Origin of the sequence: Pseudomonas sp. GM50, from assembly GCF_000282375.1 — a bacterium.
GTDB lineage: Bacteria > Pseudomonadota > Gammaproteobacteria > Pseudomonadales > Pseudomonadaceae > Aquipseudomonas.
Genome location: NZ_AKJK01000024.1, coordinates 1 through 19,042 on the forward strand (window position 1 = coordinate 1; position 19,042 = coordinate 19,042).

Genomic DNA, 19,042 nt, shown 5'->3' on the forward strand with positions numbered 1-19,042 from the left:
GGCGAGCCGCCAGCGACCAAGGGATATCCGCCGTCGGTGTTCGCCAAGTTGCCGAAACTGGTGGAGCGGGCCGGTAATGCCGAAAAGGGCGGTGGTTCGATCACCGCTTTCTACACGGTATTGTCCGAAGGCGACGACCAGCAAGACCCGATCGCGGATTCGGCGCGAGGCGTGCTCGACGGGCACATCGTGTTGTCCCGGCGTCTGGCTGAGGAAGGGCATTACCCGGCCATCGATATCGAAGCCTCCATCAGCCGGGTCATGCCATCGGTAGTTGGCATCAAGCACATGAACCACGCGCAGATGTTCAAGCAATACTGGTCGCGCTATCAGCAGAGCCGCGACTTGATCAGTGTTGGCGCCTATGTGCCCGGCGGTGACCGGGAAACCGACACCGCGATCAATCTGCAACCGGCCATGACCATGTACCTGCGCCAGGGTTTGAACGACAACATCAACATGGGCGCCAGCGAGAACCATCTCGCTTCGATCTTTGCGCCAGCGCCGGGCGGTTAACCAGTCATGGCCTCGAGCCGCGCAGCACGCCTGGCGCCTGTGGTGGAAATGGCTGAAAAGGCCGAAAAAACCGCTGTCTTGCGCCTGGGGCATTTCCAGGGCCAGGTTCGCCTGGCGGAAAGCAAACTCGCCGACCTGGAAAATTTCCGTCTCGAATACCAGGAACAATGGATCGTGCGCGGCAGCAGCGGCGTCTCGGGCCAGTGGTTGCTGGGCTATCAGGGCTTTCTCGCGCAACTGGGCACGGCCATCGACCAGCAGCGCCAGAGCCTGAACTGGCATCAAAACAACCTGAACAAGTCTCGGGAAGCCTGGCAGCAAGCATTTGCCCGGGTCGAAGGCTTGCGCAAACTGGTTCAGCGCTACATGGATGAGGCACGGCAACTGGAAGACAAGCGCGAGCAAAAGCTGCTGGATGAACTGTCCCAGCGCTTGCCGCGTCACGACCCGTATTGAAGACCGCGTTATCGTTCTTCGCGGGCAAGCCTCGCTCCTGCAGAGGCGGTGTCGAACGACAACGGTGTGTTCGACCATTTTCCGTAGGAGCGAGGCTTGCCCGCGAAGGCGATTTCACAAACCGAACAACTCTTCAGCCTTGCTCCAGCCCTCATCAGGTGCTAAACCTTGTACACGTACGTTCGTTTGCCAATGACAAGGAAGCCGTGAAATGTCAGTCGTTACAGAAGTATCTCCGGATGGGAAAAAGCTGACGATTTCGATCGAGGGACGATTCGATTTCGGTCGGCATCAGGAGTTTCGCGAGTCCTACGAAAAACTCAACCGGCAACCCGATTCCATTGTGGTGGACCTGAAGAAAGCCACTTATCTCGACAGCTCGGCGCTGGGCATGCTGCTCTTGCTGCGCGATCACGCCGGTGGCGACAACGCCGATATTCGCGTCGTCAACAGCAGTACCGACGTGAAGAAAATCCTCGCCATCTCCAATTTCGACAAGCTGTTCGACATCAGTTGACCGTCATGCAGCCGCTCGAACCGCTGACGATTCTGATCGCCGAAGACAGCGCGGCCGATCGTATGCTGCTGTCGACGATCGTCCGGCGCCAGGGCCATGAAGTGCTGACGGCCGCCAACGGCGCCGAGGCGGTCGAAGTGTTTCGCTCGCAACGACCACACCTGGTGCTGATGGACGCCATGATGCCGGTGATGGACGGTTTCGAGGCTGCGCAGCAGATCAAGGCGCTGGCCGGCGAAACGCTGGTGCCGATCATCTTTTTGACGTCGCTGACCGAAAGTGAGGCCTTGGCCCGTTGCCTGGAGGCCGGGGGCGACGATTTTCTGGCAAAGCCATACAACCAGGTGATCCTCGCCGCCAAGGTCAAGGCGATGGACCGCTTGCGGCGTTTGCAGGCCACGGTGCTGGAGCAACGCGACCTGATCGCCAGGCACCACGATTACCTGCTCAACGAACAACGGGTGGCCAAAGCGGTGTTCGACAAGGTCGCCCACTCCGGTTGCCTGAGCGCACCGAACATCCGTTACCTGCAATCGCCCTATGCCCTGTTCAACGGCGATCTGTTGCTGGCCGCGTTCACCCCGGCCGGCGACATGCATGTGCTGCTCGGCGATTTCACTGGCCATGGTTTGCCGGCCGCTGTGGGTGCCATGCCCCTGGCTGAAGTCTTCTACGGCATGACCGCAAAGGGTTACGGCCTGTCCGAAACCCTGCGCGAGATGAACGCCAAGCTCAAACGTATTCTGCCGGTGGACATGTTCTGCTGTGCGACCCTGCTGTGCCTGAGCTTTCAGCGAGGATCGGTGGAGGTCTGGAACGGCGGGATGCCGGACGGTTACTTGCACAGCACCGCCAGCGGCGAACGTATCACTCTGACGGCACGGCACTTGCCGCTGGGGGTGCTGAGCCCGCAAACCTTCGATGACCGCACCGAGGTGTTCCCGATGGCCGTCGGGGATCGGGTCTTTCTGTTGTCCGACGGGGTGATCGATACCTGCGATGCCAATGAACAATTGTTTGGCGTAGAGCGATTGGAGCAGGTGTTTACAGCCAATCGTCAGCCTGATGCGCTGTTCGAAGAAATCGAACAGGCCCTGCGGGATTTTCGCGGCGAGGCACGGGATGACGTGAGCATGGTCGAGGTCAGTCTGCTGGAGGCTGCGCAACTGAGTCCGCCAGTGCCGGTGTACTCCGACAGCGGCCAATCCAGCCCGCTGGACTGGTCGGTGAGTTTCGAGTTCCGCGCCGCCACGCTCAAGCGCTTCAACCCGCTGCCATACCTGTTGCAATTGTTGCTTGAGGTGCATGGCCTGCGGGCTCAGAGTGGCGCGCTCTACAGTGTGATGGCTGAGCTTTATTCCAACGCCCTGGAGCATGGCGTGCTGGGACTGGATTCAAGTCTGAAACGCGATGCTTCGGGTTTTGCGCGCTATTATCAGCAGCGCAATGCACGCCTGGACGAATTGCGGGACGGTTATGTGCGGGTGCATTTGCAGGTGGCACCAAAAGGCGAGGGCGGTTGCCTGACGGTCCGGGTCGAAGACAGTGGCAAGGGTTTCGATGTGGCGCGGGTGATGGCGCGTCCGGTCGATGATGTCCGTCTGTCAGGACGTGGGGTCAATTTGATCCGCCAGTTGAGCGATCATGCGACCTGGTCCGATAATGGTCGAAGTGCTCGCGTGGAGTTTTTCTGGGAGGCTCTGGCATAATGCCAGGCATTCTTGATCAAGGAGTGAACAAGTGGACGACACACATCTGGACCGTGACGTGCTGAGCGCGTTGCAGGAAGTTATGGAGGACGGGTATCCAGAATTGCTCGATACCTTTCTCGCCGATTCCGAAGAGCGTTTACGCGTCCTGCGAAAGGCTGAGGACGCCGCGCAGCTTATGAATGCTGCCCATAGTTTCAAAGGTAGCAGCAGCAACATGGGCGCCAGTTATCTGGCCAAGCTGTGCGGTGAGCTGGAGCAGCGTGCCAAAGAAAAGAGTCTCGTCGGCATTGAACGGCTCATTGATGAGATTGACGGCGAATTCGCTATTGTCCGACCGCTCTACGAAGCAGAACGCCAGCGCTCCCTGGCTGAACCAGCATCCGTCCGGCGTTATTAGCAGCCAGCGAGCAAAGCTGGCTCGACCCTTGCAATCAACTTGCTCAACTGTACCTACGATCCCAGTGCAGCGGAGACCGTTTTATGCCCGTTACCCCCAATACTCTTCTTCAGGCCGCCACTACGGCCAAGACTCAAGCCGCAAACGCCAATACGCCGGCGCTCACGGCTGAGCCCGGGGACAGGGCGTCCAGCTTCGCTCAGGTCTACGCCAATCAAGCCCAGAGCAAGCCTGTTGTGGTCGCTGATAAATCGGCCAGGCCGGCGACTGATAATGTGCCGCAAGGCACCGGCAAGCCGGACGTCAGCAGCGATAAAGCTGCCGCTCCGGAACCTGCGGTTGCCGATAGCGGCAATTCCTTGCCCGCCGATAAACCGGCGCCGACAGACGACACGACGGCCAGCGATGACAAGCCGGAGACGACCGATATGCCGGTAGCCGACGCTCCACCGGTTGATCCGAGCCTTGATCCGGCCCTTGATCCTGCCTTGATGCCGGCCGTTCAACCGTTGGTGGCCGTGCCGGTAGAGCAAGCACCTGCGCCGGTTGTGACGAGCGGTGCGCCGCAGGTTGAAGCGCCGGTTGCCGCTGCCATCGTTGCCGCACCCGCGCAAGCCGCCACCGTCGACAGCGATTTCGATCCTGAGGCCGATCCACTTGATGCGCTGCCAGCGTTGCGTCTGGCCATGGAGCAGGGTGGTCACGTTTCCGCTTCTAGCCAGGCCCAGCCAAAAGCGTCTCCGGCCCAGGCCCAAGCTGACGGCGAACCGACCTCGGCACAAAACTTTGCCGCGGGCATGGCGAGTATGCTCGATGTTCAAGCTGACCAGGACAGCACCAGCCAGGGCGGCGAGAAGGCTTTCAGTGGCCTGATTGATGACGGCCTCAAGGACCTCAAGTCCGCCAGCAGCGATACCCGTGTCGATGACTTCGCCAACCGTCTGGCGGCACTGACTCAGGCGGCAACGCCGAAGACTGCCAATGCATTGCCGGTGAACCAGCCGATCGCCATGCATCAGAGCGGTTGGACCGAAGAAGTGGTCAACCGGGTCATGTACCTGTCCAGCGCCAACCTCAAAGCGGCCGACATTCAGTTGCAACCGGCCGAGCTGGGACGCCTCGATATTCGGGTGAACATGGTGCCGGATCAGCAGACCCAGGTGACCTTCATGAGCGTCCACCCAAGCGTTCGCGAAGCGCTCGACGGGCAAATGCACCGCCTGCGTGACATGTTCGCGCAGCAGGGCATGGGCCAGGTCGACGTCAACGTTTCCGATCAGTCCCGTGGCTGGCAGGGGCAGGAACAGTCTCAACAGGGGCAGGGTGGACGTACCAGCGCCAATGGTGGTCGCCTCGACTCTGTCGATGAAGAGCTCCCTGCGACTGTCGCTGAAGTAGGCGCCAACACCACCAGCGTGATTGGCACCAGCGCCGTCGATTATTACGCCTGATCAAGCGCAACACCCCCTGTAGGAGCGAGGCTTGCCCGCGAAGAACGATAACTCGGTTTAACCAATAAACCGCGTCAACGTTCTTCGCGGGCAAGCCTCGCTCCTACGGTTCCTTCGATGTCTTTAAGCCTGCGCCTCAACTCCCTCCCGACACTTCTGGCATAACACTTGCTCTTGCCTTGCCGTGCGACTGTGAAAACCCGAATAGTGACGGATTATTGGCATGGCTAAGAGCGACGCAGCACCAGTGAAAGACCCCGCAACCAAAGGCAAAATCAAGCTGATCATAGTGATCGTCGTGGCCCTGCTGCTGGCGATCGGCTTGTCCGTGGGGGCGACCTGGTTCTTCATGCACGGCGCCCAGAGCAAGCCTGCCGCCGCGGCTGAAACAGCTGTGGTCGGTAAGCAGCCGGCGATCTTCGAAGCCATGGCTCCCGCCTTCGTGGCCAACTACACCCAGAACGGCCGTCAGCGCTACATGCAGGTGAGCATCACCCTGCAGGGCCGTAATCAGGCTGATCTGGACGCGCTCAAGGTTCACATGCCGGTGATCCGCAATAACCTGGTGATGCTGTTTTCCGGTCAGGATTTCGCCACGCTGGCGACTCCGGTCGGCCAGGAGATGTTGCGTCAGAAGGCCACGGCCAGCGTCCAGGAAGTGGCGCAGAAAGAGCTTGGCAAAGTGGTGATCGAACAGTTGCTTTTCACTAATTTCGTACTGCAGTAGGAACACGACATGGCCGTGCAGGACCTGCTGTCCCAGGATGAGATCGATGCGCTGTTGCATGGCGTCGACGATGGTCTGGTACAGACCGATAACGCTGCCGAACCCGGCAGCGTCAAAAGCTACGACCTGACCAGCCAGGATCGCATCGTCCGCGGACGCATGCCGACCCTTGAAATGATCAACGAGCGTTTCGCCCGCTATACCCGCATCAGCATGTTCAACATGCTGCGTCGCTCGGCGGACGTTGCCGTCGGTGGCGTGCAGGTGATGAAGTTCGGCGAATACGTGCACTCGCTGTACGTGCCGACCAGTCTCAACCTGGTCAAGATCAAACCGCTGCGCGGCACTGCGCTGTTCATCCTTGACGCCAAACTGGTGTTCAAACTGGTGGACAACTTCTTCGGCGGCGATGGCCGTCACGCGAAGATCGAAGGGCGTGAATTCACCCCCACCGAGCTGCGTGTGGTGCGTATGGTGCTGGAACAGGCCTTCGTCGATTTGAAGGAAGCCTGGCAGGCGATCATGGAAGTCAACTTCGAGTACATCAACTCGGAAGTGAATCCGGCCATGGCCAACATCGTCGGCCCGAGCGAAGCCGTTGTGGTGTCGACGTTCCATATCGAGCTCGATGGTGGTGGCGGCGACCTGCACGTGACCATGCCGTACTCGATGATCGAGCCGGTGCGCGAAATGCTCGATGCCGGCTTCCAGTCGGACCTCGACGATCAGGACGAGCGCTGGATCAACGCCTTGCGCCAGGACGTGCTGGACGTCGATGTACCCATCGGTGCCACCGTTGCCCGCCGCCAGCTGCGCCTGCGCGACATCCTGCACATGCAGCCGGGGGATGTGATCCCGGTCGAGATGCCGGAAGAAATGATCATGCGCGCCAATGGCGTGCCGGCCTTCAAGGTCAAGATGGGCTCGCACAAAGGCAACCTCGCGTTGCAGGTGATCGAGCCGATCGAGCGCCGCTGACCGGCGCTCCAATCCCCCTTTTAATTGACTGCTCTTGATTGAGCAGGTGCCCGCCGAGGACAAATGATGAACGACGATATGAACGCCCAGGACGACCAGGCACTGGCTGATGAATGGGCTGCGGCCCTGGAAGAAACCGGTGACGCCGGGCAGGACGATATCGATGCCTTGTTGGCCGCCGATGCCACTGGTTCGTCGTCCAACCGTTTGCCAATGGAAGAGTTCGGCAGCGTGCCGAGGAGCAACGATCCAGTGACGCTGGACGGTCCGAATCTGGATGTGATCCTCGATATTCCGGTGTCGATTTCCATGGAGGTCGGCAGCACCGATATCAACATCCGCAACCTGCTGCAACTCAACCAGGGTTCGGTAATCGAGCTCGATCGTCTGGCCGGTGAGCCGCTCGACGTGTTGGTTAATGGCACGCTCATCGCCCATGGTGAAGTGGTGGTGGTCAACGAAAAGTTCGGCATTCGCCTGACCGACGTGATCAGCCCAAGCGAACGCATCAAGAAGCTGCGCTGAGTGAAAAGGGTTCTGGGGTTTGTGCTGGCGTTGCCGTTCAGTGTTCTGGCTGCCGAGCCGGTTGCGACTGCGACAGCGGCTGCTGCACCGGCTGTCAGCAGCGGTGTGGCCGGGCAATTGACGCAGTTGGTGTTCGGCTTGCTGCTGGTGCTGGGGTTGATCTTCTTCCTCGCCTGGTTGCTGCGTCGGGTCCAGCAGGCCGGGCCGGCCGGCAAGGGGCAGGTGATCGAGCTGATCGGTTCCCGCGCGCTAGGTCCTCGTGACCGTTTGATGCTGGTGCAGGTCGGCAACGAGCAGATTCTGCTCGGCCTGAGCCCTGGCACCATCACCGCGTTGCATGTACTCAAGGAGCCGGTGCAGGTGCCGGACAATGCCGAGAAAGCCACGCCGGAATTTGCCCTGCATCTGCTGAAGATGCTCGGCAAGGATCAGAAGGATAGGAAGTAATGGGTGCGTTACGCATTATCTTGACGCTGGCCCTGATGCTGGTCGCGCCGCTGGCGTTCGCCGCCGATCCGTTGTCGATCCCGGCGATCACCTTGGGCACCAACGCCGAAGGCGCTCAGGAATACTCGGTCAGCCTGCAAATCCTGCTGATCATGACCGCGCTGAGTTTCATCCCGGCGTTCGTCATGCTGATGACCAGTTTCACCCGGATCATCATCGTCTTCTCGATCCTGCGTCAGGCCCTGGGCTTGCAGCAGACACCGTCGAACCAGATCCTCACTGGCATGGCGCTATTCCTCACCATGTTCATCATGGCGCCGGTGTTCGATCGCGTGAATCAGGATGCCTTGCAGCCGTATCTGGCGGAGAAGCTCACCGCTCAGGATGCCGTGACCAAGGCGCAGGTGCCAATCAAGGATTTCATGCTGGCCCAGACTCGCAGCAGCGATCTGGAGCTGTTCATGCGCTTGTCCAAGCGCACTGATATTGCTTCGCCTGATCAGGCGCCGCTGACGATTCTGGTTCCGGCGTTTGTCACCTCGGAGCTTAAAACCGCGTTCCAGATCGGCTTCATGATCTTCATCCCGTTCCTGATCATCGACCTGGTCGTGGCCAGTGTGCTGATGGCGATGGGTATGATGATGCTCTCGCCACTGATCATTTCCCTGCCGTTCAAGATCATGCTGTTCGTGCTGGTGGATGGCTGGGCGTTGATCATTGGTACGTTGGCCAGCAGCTTCGGCGGCGTTTCACCATGACGCCGGAAGTTGCCGTAGACATCTTTCGCGAAGCGCTGTGGCTGACCACCATGATGGTTGCCGTGCTGGTGATCCCGAGCTTGTTGGTGGGGCTGTTGGTGGCGATGTTCCAGGCGGCCACCCAGATCAACGAACAGACCCTGAGTTTCCTGCCACGTCTGCTGGTGATGCTGGTGACGCTGATCGTTGGCGGTCCGTGGATGGTGCAGACTTTCATGGAATACATCCTGCAGTTGTACGGCAGTATTCCTCAGGTCATCGGCTAAACCATGTCGCTGCTGCAGTTGACCGATACGCAGATCAGTACCTGGGTGGCGACGTTCATGTTGCCGCTGTTTCGCATCGGTTCGTTGCTGATGGTCATGCCGATTTTCGGTACGAGCCTGGTGCCCCAGCGCGTGCGTCTGTACTTCGCCCTGGCGATTACCTTCGTGATCGCTCCCGGCCTGCCGCCAATGCCGCCGGTCAACGCACTTGACCTGAGTGCACTGCTGCTGATTGCCGAGCAAATCATTATTGGCGCGGTATTGGGGTTTTCCTTGCAGCTGTTCTTCCAGGCTTTCGTGGTCGCCGGGCAAATTGTCGCGATCCAGATGGGCATGGGCTTCGCCTCGATGGTCGACCCTACGAACGGTGTGTCAGTGGCGGTGATCGGGCAGTTTTTCACCATGCTGGTGACGCTGCTGTTCCTGTCGATGAACGGCCATCTGGTGGTGTTCGAAGTCCTCACCGAAAGCTTCACCACGCTGCCGGTCGGTGGCGGGTTGATGGTCCATCATTTTTGGGAGCTGGCCGGCAAGCTCGGTTGGGTGCTTGGCGCGGCGCTGTTGCTGGTGCTGCCGGCGATCACCGCGTTGCTGGTGGTCAACATTGCGTTTGGCGTGATGACCCGGGCGGCGCCGCAACTGAACATTTTCTCGATCGGCTTCCCGCTGACCCTGGTGCTTGGGTTGTTCATCGTCTGGGTCGGCCTGGCGGACATCCTCAATCAGTATCAACCGCTGGCTTCCGAGGCTTTGCAGTTGTTACGCGAACTGGCACGGGCGCGCTGAGTCATGGCGGAGAGCGAAAGCGGTCAGGACAAAACAGAAGACCCCACGGAGAAACGTAAAAAGGACTCCCGTGACAAGGGCGAGATTGCGCGCTCCAAGGAGCTCAATACCTTGGCGGTCATGCTCGCTGGCGCCGGTGCGCTGCTGATTTTCGGTGGTGCGTTGGCGCAGGACATGATGGAGCTGATGCGGATGAACTTCACGCTGTCGCGGGAAGTGATTCTGGATCAGCGCAACATGGGGACCTTCTTGCTGCACTCGGGACAGATTGCCCTGTTGGCGATTCAGCCGGTGATGATCACTTTGCTGTTGGCTGCGTTGATCGGTCCGATCTCTCTCGGTGGCTGGCTGTTCGCGGCCGGCTCCATGGCGCCCAAGTTCAGTCGCATGAACCCCGGCGCGGGCCTGAAACGGATGTTCTCGGCCAAGGCTCTGGTTGAGTTGCTCAAGGCTCTGGCGAAGTTTTTCATCGTCTTGTTCGTGGCGTTGGCAGTCCTGTCGTCAGACATCGATGATCTGATGCGCATCGCCCACGAGCCATTGGACATGGCAATCATTCACAGCTTGCAAGTGGTCGGCTGGAGCACCTTGTGGATGGCTTGCGGGCTGATCATCATCGCAATGGTCGACGTGCCGGTGCAGCTCTGGGAAAGCCACAAGAAGCTGCAGATGACCAAGCAGGAAGTGCGCGACGAGCACAAGGATCAGGAAGGTAAACCAGAGGTCAAGCAGCGCATTCGCCAGTTGCAACGCGAGATGTCGCAGCGGCGGATGATGGCGGCCATTCCCGAGGCCGACGTGGTCATCACCAACCCGACTCACTATGCCGTAGCCCTCAAGTACGATCCGGACAAGGGTGGGGCGCCGATGCTTATCGCCAAGGGCAGCGACTTCCTGGCCCTGAAGATCCGCGAAATCGCCGTGGCCAACAATGTGCTGCTGCTCGAATCGCCGGCGCTGGCGCGTTCGATCTACTACTCCACGGAGCTGGAGCAGGAAATTCCCGGCGGGCTCTATCTGGCGGTCGCCCAGGTACTGGCCTATGTCTACCAGATCCGCCAGTACCGCGCCGGCAAGGGCAAGCGCCCGGATCCGCTCCAGGACGATCTGCCGATTCCACCGGATTTGCGCCGCGATTCCTGATAGATCAAAAGATCGCAGCCTTCGGCGGCGCCCACAGGCGCGTAGGCGCTGCCGAAGGCTGCGATCTTTTGATCTGCTGGCAACCTTCCGCCTATCCGAAAAAACCTCCACCTGTTAGTTCTGACAGTAGACGCCCCCCCTCTGACGCGTTGTCATGGATCCGGAAATCTTTCCAGGTGATGTTCATGGGAGCACGGTCATGGCAGAGAGTCAGTACAAAAAGCTTCAAGGAATGGAATTGGCATTTGTTTCGGGGGTTTTAGAGGAAAATTCCCTTGAGCGGGCGATCGGTTACTCGGTTACGTTCAGGATGTCATTGGACTTTACGCATTTTGTGCTCATGGCCAATCAATACATTAAGGGCTACTTGAATGATCCGCTCAATGCCATTCGGCCTGAGTTGGGAGGGTTGGCTTATCACTATTCCTACAACTATTTCTTTGGTGCAGCGGGCAGCATTAAAAGCAGCTTGGCCTTGTTCGAGGTTTTCACCAATCCCTTGTACTACATGACGGAATGGTCGGCGGGCACACTACAACGTCGATACGGCAAGCCAGGGTTTGCAGTGGTCGATGGGAAATTGCAGGTTACTGCGCGGATGGACTTTCGTCGTAAGGATAAGCGCCCGATGCTGATAGGCGATTTGCCGGTCATTCAATTTGGGTGGGCACTTAACCTTATGCAAGGTCACAAGTTTTCGTTTCCCCTTACGGCGCCTGCTACGGTGGTGGTGCTTGGTTATGCTGAGGAAGATTTTGTGGCTGTAGGGGATACTCGGATGCGTAGGGGGACGCGTTATATGGTGGGCCGCGAGTTGCAGTTTGGCGCCATTAATCCAAAGCAGATTTTGACCGCGGGCTGACTCCGCTGGTACGCCGCGATTCCTGATAGTTGTGTTGACAAATACTGGCCTCTTCGCGGGCAAGCCTCGCTCCTACAGTCCCGTGTCGTTCGCACATGTCGCGACCGACACGGGACTGTAGGAGCGAGGCTTGCCCGCGAAGGCGTCGGTTCAAGCAATACAAATCCCCGAAACAGACCTCTATTTCAAACCCCCGCAAAAGTTGGAAGGCTTCTTGCAATAGCCGCCCTGCGCCTGCTTCAGGCGTCAAAAGTTTGCTTTAAAGGAACGGGGAAAACCGGTGGATCGCTCTCAGTTAATCAACACTGCACGCACAAACGTTGCCGACCTCAGTCGGGGCAATCTGGGTGTGCCGCTGTTGCTGCTGGTCATGCTGGCCATGATGATGTTGCCGGTACCGCCGTTCTTGCTGGACGTGTTCTTCACGTTCAACATTGCCTTGTCCATCGTCGTGTTGCTGGTCTGCGTGTACGCCTTGCGGCCGCTGGATTTTGCCGTGTTCCCGACCATTCTGCTGGTGGCGACGTTGCTGCGACTGGCGCTGAACGTGGCCTCGACGCGGGTGGTGATGCTCCATGGTCAGGATGGCCATGCCGCCGCCGGTAAGGTGATCCAGGCCTTCGGTGAAGTGGTGATCGGCGGTAACTACGTGGTTGGTATCGTGGTCTTCGCGATTTTGATGATCATCAACTTCGTCGTAGTGACCAAGGGGGCCGGGCGGATTTCCGAGGTGAGCGCGCGTTTTACCCTTGATGCGATGCCCGGCAAACAGATGGCCATCGATGCCGACTTGAACGCCGGCCTGATCGATCAGAACCAGGCGAAACTGCGCCGGATGGAAGTGGCCCAGGAGGCCGAGTTCTACGGTTCCATGGACGGTGCCAGCAAGTTCGTGCGCGGTGACGCCATCGCCGGCCTGCTGATTCTGTTCATCAACCTGATCGGCGGCATGGCAGTCGGTATCTTCCAGCACGGCATGACCTTTGGCGATGCCGGTCGGGTGTACGCCTTGTTGACCATCGGTGACGGTTTGGTGGCGCAATTGCCATCACTGCTGTTGTCGACTGCCGCTGCGATCATGGTGACCCGAGCTTCCGGCTCGGAAGACATGGGCAAGCAGATCAATCGTCAGATGTTCGCCTCGCCGAAAGCCCTGGCCGTGGCCGCTGGCTTGATGGCGGTGATGGGCCTGGTGCCGGGCATGCCGCATTTTTCCTTTCTGAGCATGGCGGCCCTGGCGGCCGGCGGCGCTTACCTGTTCTGGAAGAAGCAGAACACGGTCAAGGTTCAGGCCCTGCAAGAGGTCAAGCGTCAGCAGGAACTGCTGCCATCGCCGGCCCGTGCCCAGGAAACCAAGGAGCTTGGCTGGGATGACGTGACGCCGATCGACATGATCGGCCTGGAAGTCGGCTATCGCCTGATTCCGCTGGTGGACCGCAATCAGGGTGGTCAGTTGCTGGCACGGATCAAGGGTGTGCGTAAAAAGCTCTCCCAGGACCTGGGCTTCTTGATGCCGACTGTGCATATCCGTGACAACCTCGACCTGGCGCCAAGCGCCTACCGCCTGACCCTGATGGGCGTGATCCTGGCCGAGGCCGAGATTTACCCGGACCGCGAACTGGCGATCAACCCGGGACAGGTCTACGGCACGCTCAACGGCATTACCGCCAAAGATCCGGCTTTTGGTCTGGAGGCGGTCTGGATCGAAATCAGCCAGCGTGCCCAGGCGCAATCCCTCGGCTACACCGTGGTCGATGCCAGTACGGTAGTGGCAACGCACTTGAACCAGATTTTGTACAAGCACTCCAGCGAGCTGATTGGTCACGAAGAAGTCCAGCAACTCATGCAATTGCTGGCCAAAAGCTCACCAAAACTGGCTGAAGAGTTGGTGCCGGGGGTGGTTTCGCTGTCGCAGCTGCTCAAAGTCTTGCAGGCGTTGCTGGCCGAACAGGTGCCGGTACGGGACATTCGCAGCATCGCCGAAGCCATCGCGAACAACGCCGCCAAGAGTCAAGATACTGCCGCTTTGGTGGCTGCGGTGCGCGTCGGCGTATCCCGTGCAATCGTGCAAAGCATTGTAGGCACTGAGTCGGAGCTGCCTGTGATCACCTTGGAGCCAAGGTTGGAACAAATATTGCTCAATAGTCTTCAGAAGGCAGGACAAGGCTCGGAAGAGGGCGTTCTGCTGGAGCCAAGCATGGCAGAGAAACTGCAACGCTCTTTGATCGAAGCGGCGCAGCGTCAGGAAATGCAAGGTCAACCGGTGATTCTGCTGGTGGCCGGTCCGGTTCGCGCGATGCTCTCGCGATTCGGCCGACTGGCAGTCCCGGGTTTGCATGTGTTGGCTTATCAGGAAATCCCTGACAACAAGCAAGTGACCATCGTTGCGACAGTAGGGCCCAACGGCTGAGGTAGTGGTTTATGCAAGTTAAGCGTTTTTTCGCCGCCGATATGCGTCAGGCCATGAAACTGGTTCGTGATGAGCTGGGCGCTGATGCCGCCATCATTGGCAATCGCCGGATCGCCGGTGGTGTCGAGCTGACGGCTGCCCTGGATTACAAATTGTCGGCGCTGGCCCCGCGTGTTCCGAACATGGAACTCGAGGACGAGCTGCGCAAGACCCAGTCGCGGATCGTCACCGCCCAGGCCGAACTGAGCCTGCGTGGCGATGGCGAGAGCGACAAGAGCACCAATCGCCAATTGTTCGCCGGCCTGCCGTTGACCGCCGCCGAGCCGCTGATCGAGCCGACGCTGGCCGAGCCTCGGCGCCCGGCACCTGCGCCTGCCGCGGCGACCGGCGTCGACCCGCGTGCGTTCGACTCGATGCGTTTCGAGCTCAACAGCCTGCGTGAACTGATGGAAGTGCAACTTGGCTCGCTGGCCTGGAATCAGCTGCAAGGCAGCCGTCCGGCCCAGGCCAACCTCTGGCGTCGCTTGCAACGCATCGGCCTGTCCGGCCCGTTGTCGCGCGATCTGCTGGCGCTGATTACCGACATTGAAGAGCCCCGTCAGGCCTGGCGCATGTTGCTCGCGCACCTGGCGCGGATGATCGCCACCCCGGAAGTCGAGCCACTGGAAGAGGGCGGTGTGATTGCCATGGTCGGCCCGGCTGGCATGGGCAAGACCACCACGCTGGCCAAGCTCGCAGCGCGTTATGTGCTCAAGTACGGCGCGCAAAACATCGCGCTGGTGAGCATGGACAGCTACCGCATCGGTGCTCAGGAACAGCTCAAGACTCTGGGTCGCATCCTCAACGTGTCGGTCACCCACGTCGACCCGGGCCAATCGCTGGTGCAGGCGCTGGAGCCTTTGCTGCGCAAACGCGTGGTGCTGATTGATACCGCCGGCCTGCAGGCCAGCGATCCGGCACTGCGCATGCAGCTCGAAAGCCTGGCCGGACGCGGCATCAAATCAAAAAATTATCTGGTCTTGGCAACCACTAGCCAGAAACAGGTTCTAACCGCCGCTTATCACAGTTACAAACGTTGCGGCCTTGCCGGCTGCATCCTGACTAAACTGGATGAAACGGCAAGCTTGGGCGAGGTGTTGAGCCTGGCCATCAGTCATGAACTGCCGGTGGCTTACCTGACCGATGGTCCGCGGATTCCGGATGATTTGCATCTGCCGCGTCGTCATCAGTTGGTCAGCCGCGCCGTTAGCGTGCAAATGCAGGAAGAACCCAGCGAAGAAGCCATGGCTGATATGTTCGCTGACCTTTACCACAGTCCGACCAAGCGGGTTGGCTGAGGTATTAATGAACAGTTTTTGTACCTACATCGATGGTCTGCCATGCATTGTTCCGTTGATGAACGCGCAGCCAGTAATGTGGCCTCCGTCTAAGTAAGACAAGGTAAAGAAAATAACATGGGCAGCATGCATCCCGTACAGGTGATCGCGGTGACCGGCGGCAAAGGTGGCGTCGGGAAGACTAACGTGTCAGTGAACTTGTCCCTGGCTCTAGCTGAGCTCGGCCGGCGCGTCATGCTGCTGGATGCCGATCTGGGGCTGGCGAACGTTGACGTCCTGCTGGGGCTGACACCCAAACGTACCCTGGCCGACGTGATCGAAGGCCGCTGTGAGCTGCGCGACGTGCTGTTGCAAGGGCCCGGCGGTATTCGCATCGTCCCGGCCGCCTCCGGCACCCAGAGCATGGTTCATCTGAGCCCGGCCCAGCATGCCGGCCTGATCCAGGCCTTCAGCGACATCGGCGACAACCTCGACGTGTTGGTGATCGACACCGCCGCGGGCATTGGTGACTCGGTGGTCAGTTTCGTCCGCGCAGCGCAAGAAGTCTTGCTGGTGGTGTGCGACGAGCCGACCTCGATCACCGACGCCTATGCGCTGATCAAACTGCTGAACCGCGACTACGGCATGAACCGTTTCCGCGTCCTGGCCAACATGGCGCAGAGCCCGCAGGAAGGCCGCAACCTGTTCGCCAAGTTGACCAAGGTCACGGATCGTTTCCTTGACGTCGCCTTGCAATATGTCGGAGCGGTGCCTTACGACGAAAGCGTGCGCAAGGCCGTGCAGAAGCAGCGTGCCGTCTACGAAGCCTTTCCACGTTCCAAGTGCGCCCTGGCGTTCAAGGCCATTGCGCAGAAGGTCGATACCTGGCCACTGCCGGCCAACCCACGCGGGCACCTGGAGTTTTTCGTCGAGCGCCTCGTGCAACAAACGGCAGGACCCGTCCTATGACAGCCAGTGGCTACAACCTCTACAAGAAGTCGGCACGTGACGCGCAGTACGAGCTGATCGAGCGTTACGCGCCACTGGTCAAACGCATTGCCTACCACTTGCTGGCGCGTTTGCCGGCCAGTGTCCAGGTCGAAGACCTGATCCAGGCCGGGATGATCGGCCTGCTTGAAGTATCAACCAAATACGACGCCAGCAAAGGCGCGAGTTTCGAGACGTACGCGGGCATACGAATCCGCGGCGCGATGCTCGATGAAGTGCGCAAGGGGGACTGGGCGCCACGTTCGGTCCACCGCAATACCCGCATGGTCAGCGACGCGATTCGCTCGATTGAAGCTAAAACCGGCCGTGACGCTAAAGATCACGAGGTTGCGGCCGAACTCCAATTGAGTCTCGATGATTATTACGGGATTTTGAACGACACCCTGGGTAGCCGGTTATTCAGTTTCGACGATCTGTTGCAGGACGGCGAACACGAAGGGCTGCATGAGGATGGCGCGAGTGCTCATCTCGAGCCGTCACGCGATCTGGAAGATGAACGCTTCCAGGCGGCGCTGGCGGACGCGATTGCCAATTTGCCGGAGCGTGAGCGACTGGTGTTGGCGCTGTACTACGACGAAGAGTTGAATCTCAAGGAAATCGGTGAGGTCCTGGGGGTCAGCGAATCGCGGGTCAGCCAGTTACACAGCCAGTGCGCGGCCCGTTTGCGGGGGCGTTTGGGGGAGTGGCGAGCGCGCTGAAGGCAGTGTGGGGACACTGTGAATGGAGCTGGTGTGGTGTTGAACTGCGCCGGTCTCGATCTGTTGTGCTCCAGACAGTCATTGAGTGCTTTGCCGGATTGATTGAAATGGCGCGTCCAGGTGCTGGGCGCGTTTAAGACTGCTTGGAGGTCGAATTGGACAAGAACATGAAAATCCTCATCGTTGATGACTTCTCAACGATGCGGCGGATCATAAAAAACCTGTTGCGTGACCTTGGGTTCACCAACACGGTCGAGGCTGACGATGGCATCACTGCCATTCCGGTACTCAATAGCGGGAGCATCGACTTTCTGGTAACGGACTGGAACATGCCAGGTATGACCGGTATCGACCTGCTGCGTCACGTGCGCGCCGATGAAAAGCTCAAGCATCTGCCAGTGCTGATGGTTACCGCCGAAGCCAAGCGCGAGCAAATCATCGAAGCGGCCCAGGCTGGTGTTAACGGCTATGTGGTCAAACCCTTCACAGCCCAGGCGTTAAAAGAAAAAATCGAGAAGATTTTCGAACGCATCGGTTGATGTGCGAAGCCACTGCGCCACGGGGGAGCTATGGAGCATAACGAATCTTCACTGGGCGATTTTGAATCGACCCTGAAAAAACACGCGGTCGAACTGGTCGAGAGCCTTGAAAAAGGCAGGTTCGGCGACGCTGTGCAACTGATCCATGAGCTCAACCAGACCCGTGACCGCGGCCTGTACCAGGAAGTGGGCAAGCTCACCCGTGAGCTGCATAGCGCGATCGTCAATTTCCAGATTGACCCGCACATGCCGCAAGCCGAGGAAGTGTCTCAGATCACCGATGCCACCGAGCGCCTGGGTTATGTGGTCAAGCTGACCGAGGCCGCGGCCAACCGCACCATGGACCTGGTGGAAAACGCCACGCCGCTGATCAACAGCCTGAGCGACGAAGCTCAGGCGCTGAGCACGGATTGGGGACGGTTCATGCGTCGCGAAGTCGGGGCTGAAGAGTTCCGCGAACTGGCCAGGCGCGTCGACGGTTTCCTGACACGCAGCAGCGAAGATAACCGCGTCGTGTCGAGCAACCTCAACGACATTCTACTGGCCCAGGATTACCAGGACCTCACCGGTCAGGTGATCAAGCGCGTGACCCAGTTGGTCACCGAAGTTGAAAGCAATCTGCTCAAGCTCGTGCTCATGGCCAGCCAGGTAGACCGCTTTGCGGGTATCGAACATGACCGTGATGCGATGCTGGCTGAAAAAGATCCGCAAAAACATCTCTCTCAGGGTGAAGGTCCGCAGATTCATGCCGATAAAAGAGAAGACGTTGTGTCCGGTCAGGACGATGTGGACGATTTGTTATCCAGCCTAGGATTTTAGAGTTTTAGCATTTTAGGTTTTTTAGGTTTTTAGACCTTTAGGAGCACCCCCTTAATGAGCTTCGGCGCCGATGAAGAGATCCTTCAGGATTTCCTGGTTGAGGCCGGCGAGATTCTAGAGCAACTGTCCGAACAGCTGGTCGAGCTTGAAAGCCGACCGGATGATGCGGATTTGCTCAATGCAATTTTTCGCGGTTTTCACACTGTAAAAGGGGGCGCCGGCTTCCTCCAGCTCAACGAACTGGTGGAGTGCTGTCACATCGCCGAGAACGTGTTCGACATCCTGCGCAAGGGTGAGCGACGCGTCGACTCGGAACTGATGGACGTGGTTCTCGAAGCACTGGACGCGGTGAACAGCATGTTCAGCGAAGTCCGCGAACGCAGCCCGATCACGGCTGCCACTCCAGAATTGCTTGCAGCGTTGGCCCGTCTGGCCGAGCCGCAAACCGGCGATGAATCGGCGCCGGTCGCCGAGGTGGTGGAAGAACCTGCCGCTGAAGAATCGGGCGACATCACGGATAACGAATTTGAACAACTGCTGGACTCGCTGAACGCCGTCAAGGCTCAAGCCGAGGCTCCAGCGGCTGCGCCAGTGCCGACCAGCGATGCCTCGGCCAGCGATGAAATCACCGATGCCGAGTTCGAGTCGTTGCTCGATCAACTGCACGGCAAAGGCCAGTTCGCCGTCGATGCAGTAGTGGCGGGGCCCGCC

21 protein-coding genes and 1 pseudogene are annotated in these 19,042 nt (G+C 59.2%); all 22 read left to right on the forward strand.

All coding sequences use genetic code 11. The features are described from left to right. A pseudogene (fliI, locus tag PMI30_RS24440) lies at nucleotides 1–516 on the forward strand (flagellum-specific ATP synthase FliI); the annotation flags it as partial. A gap of 6 nt (nucleotides 517–522) precedes the next feature. Continuing rightward, complete coding sequence (gene fliJ, locus PMI30_RS24435; RefSeq protein WP_007894198.1) at nucleotides 523–972, forward strand: flagellar export protein FliJ; 450 nt, start codon at nucleotides 523–525, stop codon at nucleotides 970–972. Between the two features lie 211 nt (nucleotides 973–1,183). Further along, nucleotides 1,184–1,489, forward strand: coding sequence for an STAS domain-containing protein (locus PMI30_RS24430; RefSeq protein ID WP_008006696.1), 306 nt, complete (start codon nucleotides 1,184–1,186; stop codon nucleotides 1,487–1,489). A gap of 5 nt (nucleotides 1,490–1,494) precedes the next feature. Next, nucleotides 1,495–3,198 carry an ATP-binding SpoIIE family protein phosphatase gene (locus PMI30_RS24425; RefSeq protein ID WP_008006698.1) on the forward strand — a complete coding sequence of 568 codons (1,704 nt, stop codon included), beginning with the start codon at nucleotides 1,495–1,497 and terminating at the stop codon, nucleotides 3,196–3,198. A 31-nt stretch (nucleotides 3,199–3,229) separates the two neighbouring features. Then, nucleotides 3,230–3,598 carry an Hpt domain-containing protein gene (locus tag PMI30_RS24420; RefSeq protein WP_008006699.1) on the forward strand — a complete coding sequence of 123 codons (369 nt, stop codon included), beginning with the start codon at nucleotides 3,230–3,232 and terminating at the stop codon, nucleotides 3,596–3,598. Nucleotides 3,599–3,681: 83 nt separating this feature from the next. After that, nucleotides 3,682–5,049, forward strand: coding sequence for a flagellar hook-length control protein FliK (locus PMI30_RS24415; RefSeq protein ID WP_008006701.1), 1,368 nt, complete (start codon nucleotides 3,682–3,684; stop codon nucleotides 5,047–5,049). A gap of 223 nt (nucleotides 5,050–5,272) precedes the next feature. Then, nucleotides 5,273–5,776: a flagellar basal body-associated protein FliL gene (gene fliL, locus PMI30_RS24410; protein ID WP_008006703.1), complete on the forward strand. Its 504-nt coding sequence runs from the start codon at nucleotides 5,273–5,275 to the stop codon at nucleotides 5,774–5,776. Between the two features lie 9 nt (nucleotides 5,777–5,785). Next, nucleotides 5,786–6,754 (forward strand): flagellar motor switch protein FliM, encoded by a 969-nt coding sequence (gene fliM / locus PMI30_RS24405; RefSeq protein WP_008006705.1) that lies wholly within the window; start codon nucleotides 5,786–5,788, stop codon nucleotides 6,752–6,754. A 66-nt stretch (nucleotides 6,755–6,820) separates the two neighbouring features. After that, nucleotides 6,821–7,279, forward strand: coding sequence for a flagellar motor switch protein FliN (gene fliN / locus PMI30_RS24400; RefSeq protein WP_008006706.1), 459 nt, complete (start codon nucleotides 6,821–6,823; stop codon nucleotides 7,277–7,279). After that, nucleotides 7,280–7,726 carry a flagellar biosynthetic protein FliO gene (gene fliO, locus PMI30_RS24395; protein ID WP_032834923.1) on the forward strand — a complete coding sequence of 149 codons (447 nt, stop codon included), beginning with the start codon at nucleotides 7,280–7,282 and terminating at the stop codon, nucleotides 7,724–7,726. Continuing rightward, the gene (gene fliP / locus PMI30_RS24390; protein ID WP_008006711.1) at nucleotides 7,726–8,484 is read left to right on the forward strand and encodes a flagellar type III secretion system pore protein FliP; all 759 of its coding nucleotides are present in this window, start codon (nucleotides 7,726–7,728) and stop codon (nucleotides 8,482–8,484) included. Before fliO ends, fliP begins: the two co-directional genes overlap by 1 nt. Continuing rightward, nucleotides 8,481–8,750 carry a flagellar biosynthesis protein FliQ gene (fliQ, locus tag PMI30_RS24385; RefSeq protein WP_007894208.1) on the forward strand — a complete coding sequence of 90 codons (270 nt, stop codon included), beginning with the start codon at nucleotides 8,481–8,483 and terminating at the stop codon, nucleotides 8,748–8,750. Before fliP ends, fliQ begins: the two co-directional genes overlap by 4 nt. 3 nt (nucleotides 8,751–8,753) lie before the next feature. Beyond that, nucleotides 8,754–9,536 (forward strand): flagellar biosynthetic protein FliR, encoded by a 783-nt coding sequence (gene fliR / locus PMI30_RS24380; RefSeq protein ID WP_007894209.1) that lies wholly within the window; start codon nucleotides 8,754–8,756, stop codon nucleotides 9,534–9,536. A 3-nt stretch (nucleotides 9,537–9,539) separates the two neighbouring features. After that, nucleotides 9,540–10,679 carry a flagellar biosynthesis protein FlhB gene (flhB, locus tag PMI30_RS24375; protein ID WP_008006713.1) on the forward strand — a complete coding sequence of 380 codons (1,140 nt, stop codon included), beginning with the start codon at nucleotides 9,540–9,542 and terminating at the stop codon, nucleotides 10,677–10,679. Between the two features lie 154 nt (nucleotides 10,680–10,833). Continuing rightward, entirely contained in the window at nucleotides 10,834–11,541 is a 708-nt protein-coding gene (locus PMI30_RS24370) for a hypothetical protein (protein ID WP_238541972.1), read from the forward strand. 280 nt (nucleotides 11,542–11,821) lie between these two features. After that, entirely contained in the window at nucleotides 11,822–13,951 is a 2,130-nt protein-coding gene (flhA, locus tag PMI30_RS24365; RefSeq protein ID WP_008006718.1) for a flagellar biosynthesis protein FlhA, read from the forward strand. Nucleotides 13,952–13,962: 11 nt separating this feature from the next. Beyond that, a complete protein-coding gene (flhF, locus tag PMI30_RS24360; protein WP_008006719.1) occupies nucleotides 13,963–15,288 on the forward strand; it encodes a flagellar biosynthesis protein FlhF in 1,326 nt (441 codons plus the stop codon). A gap of 117 nt (nucleotides 15,289–15,405) precedes the next feature. Beyond that, nucleotides 15,406–16,236, forward strand: a complete 831-nt coding sequence (gene fleN, locus PMI30_RS24355; protein WP_003222917.1) for a flagellar synthesis regulator FleN — start codon at nucleotides 15,406–15,408, stop codon at nucleotides 16,234–16,236. Continuing rightward, nucleotides 16,233–16,973 carry an RNA polymerase sigma factor FliA gene (gene fliA / locus PMI30_RS24350; protein WP_007894214.1) on the forward strand — a complete coding sequence of 247 codons (741 nt, stop codon included), beginning with the start codon at nucleotides 16,233–16,235 and terminating at the stop codon, nucleotides 16,971–16,973. Before fleN ends, fliA begins: the two co-directional genes overlap by 4 nt. Nucleotides 16,974–17,140: 167 nt before the next feature. Then, nucleotides 17,141–17,512 (forward strand): chemotaxis response regulator CheY, encoded by a 372-nt coding sequence (locus PMI30_RS24345; RefSeq protein ID WP_008006721.1) that lies wholly within the window; start codon nucleotides 17,141–17,143, stop codon nucleotides 17,510–17,512. 30 nt (nucleotides 17,513–17,542) lie between these two features. Further along, on the forward strand, nucleotides 17,543–18,331 hold the full coding sequence (locus PMI30_RS24340; protein ID WP_008006723.1) for a protein phosphatase CheZ: 789 nt from the start codon (nucleotides 17,543–17,545) through the stop codon (nucleotides 18,329–18,331). Between the two features lie 54 nt (nucleotides 18,332–18,385). After that, nucleotides 18,386–19,042, forward strand: a 657-nt coding sequence (locus PMI30_RS24335) for an Hpt domain-containing protein (RefSeq protein WP_008006725.1), incomplete at its 3' end; no start/stop codon positions are given.